Raw genomic sequence first — 11,123 nt, 5'->3', positions numbered from 1 at the left:
GCCACCCGCTACGACAAGACCGCCGAGTCCTACCAAGCAGCCGTCACCCTCGCATCGCTGCTGATGTGGGCGTGACATTTGACGACAACACCTAGGGAACCCCTACCGGTCGACACCGTCGCAACAGGCGTGACGGACGGCATCAGTGGCATCAGTGCCCAGATGATCGCCCGGGATGGACGTCGCTGCCCTCGGCGGATGTCGATGTGGGCTGCCCTTCTCCCCTCAAAGAACCGACCTGATGGTCAGGAGACCAGCCGTGACCCATGAGCCGCAACCGCAGCGCAGGAGCATCCTGAAGTTCGGCGGCGCCCTCGCCCTCGCCCCGGTGATCGCTCCCCTGGCCGGCGGGACCTTCGCCGGCCAGGCTGTCGCCGCCGAGGCCGCCGCCGCAGCGGCGTGGCCGACCCTGTCGCACAAGGCGCTGAAGTACCCCGTCCCCGCCACCGACTGGCAGTCGCAGGCGCTGCCGATCGGCAACGGCCGACTCGGAGCCATGCTCTTCGCCGACCCCGACGAAGAGCGCATTCAGTTCAACGAGTTGAGCATGTGGGGCGGTGCCAACGACTACGACAACGCCCTCGCGGGCAAGTCGGACAGCGCCTTCGACACCAGCGTGACCGGCTTCGGCTCCTACCGGAACTTCGGTGACGTCACCGTCACTTTCACTCCCCGCCCGAAGGTCACGGCGCCGGGCGGCCCGTACCGCACCTCCTCGACGGAGGGTCTCGACAAGTCCTACGACGGCAGCTCGGCCACCAAGTGGTGCATCGAGGGGCCCCCCGCGAAGGTGCAGTGGCAGATCGACCTGCCCAAGCCCGTCGCTGTCGCGTCCTACCGTCTGACGAGTGCCAACGACCGGCCGGAGCGCGACCCCCAGGAGTGGACGCTCTACGGTTCCGTGGACGGCACCACCTGGGCGAAGCTCGACAGCCGCACGCTGGCGGCACCCTTCGAGAGCCGCTTCCAGACGAAGGAGTTCACCTTCACCAACAGCACCGTCTACCGCTTCTACCGGTTCGACTTCGTCCCCAAGGCGGGAGTCACCCACTGGCAGGTGAGCGAGATCGCGCTGGCGGGCGACCCCGCCGGGGCAGGCTCGATGTACCTGTGGTCGCCGAGCGGGCACTCCGCGGGATCCGGCACCGCGGCCACGGACATCTCGCGTTCGGTGGACGGCGACGCGGCCACCGTCTGGCGGGTCGACACCGCCCCGTCGACCGTCGTCTGGCAGACCAACCTGCCGCGCGCGGCCGCCGTCACCTCGTACACGCTGACCGCCGCGGCCGACCGCCCGGTGGACGACCCCCGTCGCTGGGCGCTCGAAGGGTCGCAGGACGGGCAGGCATGGGTGACCCTCGACGCCCAGAGTCCCGGCGCGCCGTTCGCCGGCCGCGGCGAAAGCAGGATCTTCCGCATCACCAACACCACGGCCTACCGTGCCTACCGGCTCACGTTCACCCCCGGCGATTCGTCCACGGGCTTCCAGATCGCGGACGTCGTCCTGGAGGGCAGCGGATTCACCACGCGCACGTTGCGCACGTTCACCGACTACCAGCGCGCGCTGGAGTTCGGCGACGGTGTCCACGTGACCCGCTACGGCGCGCCGGGCAACCGCGTCCTGCGGGAGGCCTTCGCGAGCCGGGCCGCCGACGTCATGGTCTTCCGCTACACGACGGAGAGCGCCGGCGGCCTGTCCGGAACGATCTCCCTCAAATCCGCGCAGGGGGCCACGACGACGGTCGACGCCACCAGCCGGCGGATCACGTTCCGCGGGACCATGGCCAACGCCCTCAAGCACGCCTGCACCGTCCAGATCGCGCACACCGACGGCACCTTCAGCGCCGACGGGTCGGTGCTCCGGTTCAGCAAGTGCACCACTCTGACCCTGCTGCTGGACGCCCGCACCAACTACAAGCTCGACGCGGCCGCCGGCTGGCGCGGGGCCGATCCGGAACCGGCCATCGCCACCGCGCTCACCAATGCGGCCGCCAAGACCTACGATTCCCTGCGCACCGAGCACACCGCTCAGGTCCGCGACCTGATGAACCGTGTCTCCGTCACCTGGGGCACCTCCGACGACGCGGTTCTCGCGCTGCCGACCAGCGCCAGGCTGGCCCGGTACGGGGCCGGCGGCAAGGACCCGAGCCTCGAGCAGACCATGTTCGACTACGGCCGGTACCTGCTGATCAGTTCCTCGCGCCCCGGCGGCCTGCCCGCCAACCTCCAGGGCGTGTGGAACGACAGCAACTCACCGGCCTGGGCGTCCGACTACCACACCAACATCAACATCCAGATGAACTACTGGGGAGCCGAGACGACGAACCTGCCGGAGTGTCACGAGGCGCTCATCGGGTTCGTCCGGCAGGTGGCGGTGCCCAGCCGCGTGGCGACCCGCAACGCCTTCGGCAGCGGCGTGCGTGGCTGGACCGCCCGCACCAGCCAGAGCATCTTCGGCGGCAACGGGTGGGAGTGGAACACCGTCGCGAGCGCCTGGTACGCGCAACACCTCTACGAGCACTGGGCGTTCACGCAGGACCTGGACTACCTGCGCACCGTGGCCTACCCGATGATCAAGGAGATCTGCGAGTTCTGGGAGGACCGCCTCAAGGTGCGCGCGGACGGCCTCCTCGTCTCGCCCAATGGCTGGTCGCCCGAGCACGGGCCGCGCGAGGACGGCGTCATGTACGACCAGCAGATCATCTGGGACCTGTTCCAGAACTACCTCGACTGCCAGGCGGTGCTCGGGGTCGACACCGCCTACCGGACCAAGGTCGCCGACATGCAGGCGCGGCTCGCGCCGAACAAGATCGGCAGCTGGGGTCAGCTCCAGGAGTGGCAGGAGGACATCGACAGCCCCACCGACATCCACCGCCACACCTCACACCTCTTCGCGGTCTACCCGGGCCGCCAGATCACCCCCAGGACACCCGCTTTCGCGGCAGCCGCCCTCGTCTCGCTCAAGGCACGGTGCGGTGAGAAGACCGGCGTCCCCTTCACGGCGGCCACGGTGTCGGGCGACAGCCGCCGCTCGTGGACCTGGCCCTGGCGGGCGGCCCTCTTCGCCCGCCTCGGCGACGGACAGCGCGCCCAGACCATGCTGCGCGGACTGCTGAGCTACAACACGCTGTCCAATCTGTTCTGCAACCACCCGCCCTTCCAGATGGACGGCAACTTCGGCATCTCGGGCGCCGTGACGGAGATGCTCCTGCAGAGCCACGACGGCGTCATCCACCTGCTGCCCGCCCTCCCGGACGAGTGGAAGGCAACGGGTTCCTTCACCGGGCTCCGCGCCCGCGGCGGTTACCAGGTCGACTGCGAGTGGCGGGACGGGAAGGTGACGACCTACAAGATCGTGGCCGACCGGGCACGCGGCACGGGGAGCGTCACCGTGCGGGTGAACGGCACCGACACGAAGATCACGCCGGCCGCGCCCTGAGGGCGACAACTGCTCACGGTCACATCGGTCAGGGCGGCGGTGGGCCGCCGCCCTGACACGGGGGGACGTGGCCGCCAGTTGCTCGGCGGGCTGAGGGCCGTGCTCACCGAGGGTGTGGACGACCCACTCCCACTGCTTGTCCTGCGGACGTTCGCCGTCCTGAGCCTGGACGTGGGTGAGATGGGCGAGCGAGGCTCCGCCTCCGGGCGGCGACCGGCCGGGCGGGCGCCGGGGCGTGGGCGACGACCGACGATCGCGGGTGCGTCACGGTGCTTCGCGATGCCGGTCACGCTCTCGTTCGGGTCCTGGTGGGCGGCCGGTCGGCAAGAAGGCCGGCGGAGTGGTGGTCGCGTACAGCAGCGGTAGCCGAAGTGGGCGACATCCCCCGTGGTGCATTCCTGTGGCGACTCGTGGCGCTCCCCGCGCATGCGCCTCCCTCAGGCCGCCAGGTAGCGGCGGACATGACCTCAGGCCCACTACGTGGCCGCGACGACGATGATGTCCAGCGTCCGCGGACCGTGCACACCCTCGACCCGGTCGAGCTCGATGTCACTGGTTGCCGAGGGACCGGACACCAGCGTCAGGGGCCGGTACGGATCGAGTCGGCTCAGCGCCTCGGGCACGTCGGGGGCGATCTGGTCCTCGCGGACCAGGCAGATGTGCTGGTCCGGCAGGAGGGTCAGGGCCCGGCGGCCCTGGCCGGGGCCGTGGTCGAGGATGACGGTCCCGGTGACGGCGATGGCGGTCGCGCTGGTGGTGAGCACCGCGTCCACCGCGTCGAGCTGTCCTGGCGTCAGCGGTGGAGTGTCCTCCAGCAGCGTCCAGGGTCCCTGGGGGATCAGCTCGTCGGGCAGGCCCGGCGGTACGACCAGCGAACGTGCTTTGGTGCGTGCCAGGGCGTCTTCGACGGCGGCAGCGGCACGTGCCGCTGGAACGCGGACCACCGTGGCGCGGTATTCGGCGGTGCGTTCGCTGAAGAGTTGGACGATGTCCGGCCCCGTGTGGTCGTTGCGGCGACGGTGCGGGGGTGGTGGGCCGCCGGGGTTCTCGGAGCGGGGTATGTCGGTCAGTGCGTTCCTGACCGCCCGCAGCACGGTGTCGCGGCCGCTCATCGGCCTCCCTCTTCTTCCGCCGTCGTCCGGCCTCGTGTTTCGTTCACGGTTCTGGTGCGGCGCCACCACGCGCGCAGGGACTCCCGGGCTGGTGCCGGCGTGTCCCGGGTGCCGGTCCAGCGGGTCAGCGGACCGGGCAGGGCACCGATGAGGCCATCGCGGGCGACGAGTCGGGCGCCGAGCGCGGCCAGCCGGTGGGCTGCCGCGAGCCGCTTCGGGGAGGACATGACCCATCCGGCGGCCTTCATGGCCAGCGCCTCGGCGGTGGGCAGGAGCCGGCTGCGACGCCGGGCCTCCACGGCCTCGGCACGCAGATGGACCAGCACCTCCGGAATGTTGATCTTCACGGGGCAGGCGTCGTAGCAGGCGCCGCACAGGGTCGAGGCGAAGGGCAGTGAGGCCGCGTTCTCCACTCCGACGAGCTGCGGGGTCAGTACGGCTCCGATCGGTCCGGGGTACACGGATCCGTAGGCGTGGCCGCCGGTGCGCTCGTACACCGGGCAGACGTTCAGGCAGGCCGAGCAGCGGATGCAGGACAGGGCCTGCCGGCCCACCTCGTCGGCCAGGGTGGCGGTGCGGCCGTTGTCGAGCAGCACCAGGTGGAAGTCCTGGGGGCCGTCGCCTTCGGTGACGCCCGTCCACAGCGAGGTGTACGGGTTCATCCGCTCGCCGGTCGAGGACCGTGGCAGCAGCTGGAGGAAGACGTCCAGGTCGGCAATGGAGGGCAGGACCTTCTCGATGCCCATGACGGTGATCAGGGTGTCCGGCAGGGTCAGGCACATCCGCCCGTTGCCCTCCGACTCCACGACCACCACCGTGCCGGTGTCGGCGGCCGCGAAGTTGGCGCCGGAGACGGCCACCTTGCACCGCAGGAACTTCTCGCGCAGATGCAGCCGGGCGGCTTCGGCCAGATCGCGTGGATCGTCGCCGAGGCCGTCGGGGGCCGGTCTGCCCCACTCCCCCATCTCCCGCAGGAAGATCTCCCGGATCTCGGAGCGGCCCCGGTGGATGGCGGGTACGAGGATGTGGGAGGGGCGGTCACCGCCCAACTGCACGATGAGCTCGGCGAGATCGGTCTCGTAGGCGCGGATGCCCGCTTCGGCGAGCGCCTCGTTGAGGCCGATCTCCTGGGTGGCCATCGACTTGACCTTGACGACCTCACGCTCACCGGTCGCCTTCACCAGATGGGTGACGATGCGGTTGGCCTCGGCGGCGTCCGCGGCCCAGTGGACCGTGCCGCCGGCGGCGGTCACCGCCTTCTCCAGCCGCAGCAGATGATGGTCGAGGTGGCGCAGGGTGCGGCGCTTGCTGGCCGCCGCCCTCTCGCGCAGCTCCTCCCAGTCGTCGAGTTCGGCGGCGACCGCCAGCCGCTTGTCGCGGATGGTTGCGGTGGCACGGCGCAGGTTCGCGCGTAGTCGGGTGTCGGCGAGCGCGGCGCGCGCGGCCTCGGGAAAGGCCGGCGTGCCCAGCCATACGACGTTGTCGGCGCCGCTCACCGTGTGTCCCCTTCCGTGGAGGCCAGGATCTCGGCCAGGTGCCTCGTGCCGACGCCGGTGCGGAGCCGGGACAGGCCGCCGCCGATGTGGGTGAGGCAGGAGTTGTCGCCTGCGCAGAGGATTTCGGCGCCGGTATCCTGCACATGGCGCATCTTGTCGCCCAGCATCGCGTTGGAGACCTCCGCGTTCTTCAGGGCGAAGGTGCCGCCGAAGCCGCAGCAGGACTCGGCGTCGGGCAGTTCGACGAGGTCGATGCCCTTCACGGCGCGCAGTAGCCGCAGTGGCCGGTCGCCGACGCGGAGCATGCGCAGCGAGTGGCAGGTCGGGTGGTAGGTGACGCGGTGCGGGAAATAGGCGCCGACATCGGTGACGCCGAGGACGTCCACGAGGAGTTCTGACAGCTCGTACACCGTTGGCACCACCTGCTCGACCGACTCGGCGAGGGCGGCGTCCCCGTACTGGGCGGCCACCAGCCGGTGGTGGTCGCGCACCATGCCCGCGCAGGACCCCGACGGGGCGACGACGGCGTCGTAGCCCGCGAAGACCTCCGCGAAGCGGCGGACCATGGGCAGCGTCTCGGGGCGGTAGCCGGTGTTGAAGTGCATCTGGCCGCAGCAGGTCTGGGCCTGCGGGAACTCCACCGTGTGGCCGAGGCGCTCCAGCAGTTCGGTGACGGCGCGGCCGGTGCGGGGGAACATCGTGTCGTTGAAGCAGGTGATGAAGAGGGCTATGCGCATGGGGTTTCCTGAGGCGGGGCCGGCCGTGCGGTGACGGGCAGGTCGTAGGTCCGCACGGCGGTGCCGGTGAAGACGTCGTGGCGTTCGGCCGGTCGGAGGCCGGCCGTCAGCTCGCGAGCGACGGTGATCACTTCTGCGTACGTGGCGGCGAGCCGGCAGACGGGCCAGTCGGAGCCGAACATCAGCCGCCCGGGCCCGAAGGCGTCGAGCACTGTGTCGGCGTACGGCATGAGAGCCGCGGTGGTCCACGAACCCCAGTCGGCTTCGGTGACCATGCCGGAGAGTTTGCAGACGGTGTTGGGGAGGGCGGCGAGGCGGCGGATCTGCTGCGCCCAGGGGCCGAGTTCGCCGGAGGCGATGGGCGGCTTGCCGAGGTGGTCGAGGACGAAGGTCAGGCCTGGCAGGCGCTCCGCAGCCGCGGCGGCTGCCGCGAGCTGGTGGGGCTTCACCACGAGGTCGTAGACGAGTCCCGCCTCGGCGACCGCGGAAAGGCCGTGGAGTACGTCGGGGCGTACGAGCCAGCGTGGGTCGGGCTCGCTCTGCACCTGGTGGCGGATGCCCACCAGGTGATCCCCTCCGGGGCCCGCGCGCAGCCCCGCGAGAGTGTCGGCGATGTCGGGGGCGGTCAGGTCGGTCCAGCCGACGACCCCGGCGATCAGGTCACTGTCGGAGGCCAGGGCCAGGAACTCCGGGGTCTCCTCCGGCACGGTGATCGTCTGCACGAGCACGGTGGCGGTGACACCGGCCGCGCGGGCCTGAGGCGCCAGGTCGGCGAGGGTGAAGTCGCGTCGCAGCGGGGCGAGTGCGTCTCCGCTGATCCAGTCCTGGTCCCGGACGGACAGGTCCCACACATGGTGGTGGGCGTCCACGATGCCGGGCACGGTCTGCGGACCGGTCACAGTTCCCACACCACGGGGAGTGAGGCGTCCGCGCCCTGCGCGGAGTAGTCGTGGACGACGTCGAGCAGGTCGGCCATCCGGGCCTGCCAGGCAACGTTGACGGGCAGCTTGTCGAGTTCGGCGATCATCGCCTGGTAGTCCTCGACCTCCAGCACGTGGAACAGGTCCGTGCCGCTGCGCCAGATCGTCCACTCGCTCACCCCCGCGGCGCGGATCGCAGCGGTGAGTTCCTCTGGCACCTCGCGGTGTGCGGCCTCGTACTCCTCGATGCGGTCGGCGCGGACCTTGGTGTGCAGGGCGACCCTCATGACGGCTCCTTCGACGGCGTGGCTTCCCGGATCGGCACGGCTTTGCCGTTCGGCGCGGCCACGGGGACGGGGGTGTCCGGGTTCAGCAGTCCCTCGGCGCGCAGTTCGTCCCACAGGGCGTGCGGGACGGGGCGCCGCAGTTGCTCCACCGTGTCGCGCACCTCCTGGGGGGAGCGCGCGCCGGTCAGGACGCTCGCGACCGCTCGATGGCCGAACGGGAAGCGCAGCGCGGCGGCCCGCAGCGGCACGCCGTGGTGTTCGCAGACCGCGAGGAGCCGCAGTGCCCGGTCGAGGACCGGCTGCGGAGCGGGCGCGTAGTCGTATGTGGCGCCGGGCCGGGGGGCCGTCAGCAGCCCGGAGTTGAACACCCCGCCGATCACCACGCTACGGCTGTGGGCGGCCGCCTCCGGAAGCAGTTCGGTGAGCCCGTCCTGTTCCAGGAGCGTGTAGCGGCCTGCCAGCAGCACCACGTCGATGTCGGTCTCGCGCAGGAACCGGGCGGGCAGCGCGGACTGGTTCATACCGACGCCGATCGCTCCGATCACACCTTCGGCACGCAGCCGCTCCAGGGCCGGGTAGGCCTCGGTGAGGGCCTGGTCGGCGTGGTCATCGGGGTCGTGCAGCAGGACCACGTCGACGTGGTCGAGGCCCAGGCGTTCGAGACTGGCCTCCAGGGAGCGCAGGACTCCGTCGGCGCTGAAGTCCCAGACCCTGCGGTGGGTGGCCGGTACGGCGAAGCCGTGGGCGAGGTCGTCGCCCGCGCCGCCGTCCCGGTTCGGCACGAGAAGCCGGCCCACCTTGGTGGAGAGGGTGTAGGTGTCACGGGGGCGTTCGCGCAGCGCGGCGCCGAGCCGCCGTTCCGACAGGCCGAGACCGTAGTGGGGAGCGGTGTCGAAGGTCCGGATGCCTGCGTCCCAGGCCGCCTCCACCGTGGCGTGGGCGGCCTCGTCGGTGACCGGGTGGAAGAGGTTGCCGAGGGCGGCACAGCCCAGAGCCAGTTCCGAGACCGGTACCGAACTGCCGCCCAGCGTGGTGGTCCTCACGACCGCTCCACCGGGCGCAGCCGCAAGCCCTGCATGCCGCCGTCCACCGCGAGCGCGGTGCCGGTGACGGACGCCGCGGCGGGACTGGCCAGGTAGACGATGGCGGCGGCGACCTCGTCGGCCGTCACCAGGCGTCCCAGGGGCTGGCGGGCGTTGAGGGCCGCGCGCTCGGCCTCGGGGTCTTCGGCCGCGTCCAGCAGCCGGGAGACCCATGGCGTGTCGGCGGTCCCGGGGTTGACGCAGTTGACGCGGATACCCTCGCGGACGTGGTCGGCGGCCATGGCGAGAGTCAGTGAGAGGACCGCACCCTTGCTGGCGCAGTACAGGGCACGCTGAGGCAGGCCCGCGGTGGCGCCGATCGAGCATGTGTTGACCACCGCCGCGTGCGCGGAGCGGCGCAGGTGGGGCAGGGCGGCACGCGTGGTGCGCATGATGCCGAGGACGTTGACGTCCATCACCCGGTGCCACTGCTCGTCCGGGTTGTCCTCGATGGTGCCCACCGCGCCGATGCCCGCGTTGTTCACGAGGATGTCCAGCCCACCGAGCCGCTCTACGGCCTGTTCCACGGCGGCGCGTACGGAGGCGTCGTCGCTCACGTCGGCCCGGAGACCGATCAGCGGTTCGCTGACGCCGCCGGGATCGAGGTCGAGCACGGCCACTGCCGCGCCCTGCGCCGCGAGTGAGCGTGCCGTGGCCAACCCGATGCCGGACGCGCCCCCGGTGACGACAGCCCTGAGTCCTGACAGACCGGTCATGCCACCTCCTCCGATCCAGCGAGGTCGGCGGCCCAGAAGGTGCCGTCCGGGTAGCGGTATTCAGCAAGAGATTCGGCGTGCATGGTGGCGGAGAAGCCCGGGGTCAGCGGCGCGGTGTAGTGGCCGTCGCGCATCACCACGGGCGCCGTGAAGTGCTCATGGAGGTGGTCGACGAATTCGATGACGCGGTTCTCGGTCGTACCGGACAGCGCCAGGTAGTCGAACATCGACAGGTGCTGCACCAGCTCGCACAGGCCCACTCCGCCGGCGTGCGGGCACACCGGCACGCCGAACTTCGCGGCGAGCAGCAGGATCGCGAGGTTCTCGTTGACCCCTCCCACCCGGGCCGCGTCGATCTGGAGGACGTCGATGGCGCCGGCCTGCAGGAGCTGCTTGAAGACGATGCGGTTCTGCACGTGTTCGCCGGTGGCCACCTTCACCGGGGCGACGCCCCGGCGAACGGCGGCGTGGCCGAGGATGTCGTCGGGGCTGGTGGGCTCCTCGATCCAGTAGGGGTCGAACTCGGCGAGCGCATTGGTCCACTCGACGGCCTCGTCGACGTTCCAGCGCTGGTTGGCGTCTATGGCGATGCGGACACCGTCGCCGACGGCGGCGCGGGCGGCTCGCATGCGGCGGACGTCGTCGTCGAGGTCGGCGCCCACCTTCAGCTTGATCTGGGTGAAGCCGTCGGCGACGGCCTGCTTGGCCAGCCGGGTGAGCTTGTCGTCGGAGTAACCGAGCCAGCCGGGCGAGGTGGTGTAGCCGGGGTAGCCGCGGTTCAACAGCACGGTCTCGCGCTCGTCGAGTCCCTCGCGGCCCTTGCGCAGGAGGGTGAGGGCGTCCTCGGGGGTGAGGGCGTCGGCGATGTAGCGGAAGTCGACCTGCGAGACCAGCCACTCGGGGTCGGCGTGGGCGAGCAGCCGCCACAGCGGCTGCCCGGCGCGTTTGGCGGCCAGGTCCCACACGGCGTTGACGACCGCGCCGATGGCCATGTGCATCACGCCCTTCTCGGGACCCAGCCAGCGCAGCTGGCTGTCCCCGATCAGGTCGCGGTTGACCGAGCCCGGGTCGGTGCACAGCTCCTCCACGGAGCGGCCCACGAGGTGGGGCCGCAGGGCGCCGATCGCGGCGACCTGGACGTCGTTGCCGCGTCCGATGGTGAAGGTGAAACCGTGGCCCTCGTGCCCGTCGCCGGCGTCCGTGCGCAGCACGACATAGGCGGCGGAGTAGTCGGGATCCGGGTTCATCGCGTCGGAGCCGTCCAGTTCCCTCGAGGTGGGGAAGCGGACGTCATAGGTGTCGACGGCGGTGATCCGGGCGGAGGTGGTAGTCAA

At 70.9% G+C, this 11,123-nt stretch carries 9 protein-coding genes; 1 reads left to right on the top strand and 8 read right to left on the bottom strand.

What is annotated here, in order from left to right:
- The first annotated feature begins 259 nt into the window (after nucleotides 1-259).
- Complete coding sequence (locus ACZ4YY_RS27805) at nucleotides 260-3,439, top strand: glycosyl hydrolase family 95 catalytic domain-containing protein (RefSeq protein ID WP_468295904.1); 3,180 nt, start codon at nucleotides 260-262, stop codon at nucleotides 3,437-3,439.
- Between the two features lie 476 nt (nucleotides 3,440-3,915).
- On the opposite strand, the gene ACZ4YY_RS27800 is transcribed toward ACZ4YY_RS27805, so the two are convergent.
- The 8 genes from ACZ4YY_RS27800 to ACZ4YY_RS27765 are packed head-to-tail and all read right to left on the bottom strand — an operon-like array spanning nucleotide 3,916 to nucleotide 11,123.
- Entirely contained in the window at nucleotides 3,916-4,551 is a 636-nt protein-coding gene (locus ACZ4YY_RS27800) for a LutC/YkgG family protein (protein WP_468295902.1), read from the bottom strand.
- Nucleotides 4,548-6,047, bottom strand: a complete 1,500-nt coding sequence (locus ACZ4YY_RS27795) for a LutB/LldF family L-lactate oxidation iron-sulfur protein (protein ID WP_468295899.1) — start codon at nucleotides 6,045-6,047, stop codon at nucleotides 4,548-4,550. Before ACZ4YY_RS27795 ends, ACZ4YY_RS27800 begins: the two co-directional genes overlap by 4 nt.
- Nucleotides 6,044-6,784 carry a (Fe-S)-binding protein gene (locus tag ACZ4YY_RS27790; protein ID WP_468295896.1) on the bottom strand — a complete coding sequence of 247 codons (741 nt, stop codon included), beginning with the start codon at nucleotides 6,782-6,784 and terminating at the stop codon, nucleotides 6,044-6,046. Before ACZ4YY_RS27790 ends, ACZ4YY_RS27795 begins: the two co-directional genes overlap by 4 nt.
- Nucleotides 6,775-7,692, bottom strand: coding sequence for an amidohydrolase family protein (locus ACZ4YY_RS27785; protein WP_468295893.1), 918 nt, complete (start codon nucleotides 7,690-7,692; stop codon nucleotides 6,775-6,777). The genes ACZ4YY_RS27790 and ACZ4YY_RS27785 overlap by 10 nt, the downstream gene beginning before the upstream one ends.
- Nucleotides 7,680-7,991: an L-rhamnose mutarotase gene (locus ACZ4YY_RS27780; protein WP_468295890.1), complete on the bottom strand. Its 312-nt coding sequence runs from the start codon at nucleotides 7,989-7,991 to the stop codon at nucleotides 7,680-7,682. Before ACZ4YY_RS27780 ends, ACZ4YY_RS27785 begins: the two co-directional genes overlap by 13 nt.
- Complete coding sequence (locus ACZ4YY_RS27775; RefSeq protein WP_468295887.1) at nucleotides 7,988-9,034, bottom strand: aldo/keto reductase; 1,047 nt, start codon at nucleotides 9,032-9,034, stop codon at nucleotides 7,988-7,990. Before ACZ4YY_RS27775 ends, ACZ4YY_RS27780 begins: the two co-directional genes overlap by 4 nt.
- A complete protein-coding gene (locus ACZ4YY_RS27770; protein ID WP_468295884.1) occupies nucleotides 9,031-9,789 on the bottom strand; it encodes an SDR family NAD(P)-dependent oxidoreductase in 759 nt (252 codons plus the stop codon). Before ACZ4YY_RS27770 ends, ACZ4YY_RS27775 begins: the two co-directional genes overlap by 4 nt.
- Nucleotides 9,786-11,123, bottom strand: a complete 1,338-nt coding sequence (locus ACZ4YY_RS27765) for an enolase C-terminal domain-like protein (protein ID WP_468295881.1) — start codon at nucleotides 11,121-11,123, stop codon at nucleotides 9,786-9,788. Before ACZ4YY_RS27765 ends, ACZ4YY_RS27770 begins: the two co-directional genes overlap by 4 nt.

The sequence above is a fragment of the Streptomyces sp. NPDC030143 genome, assembly GCF_055573695.1.
This window is presented reverse-complemented; position numbering and strand designations above follow the sequence as displayed.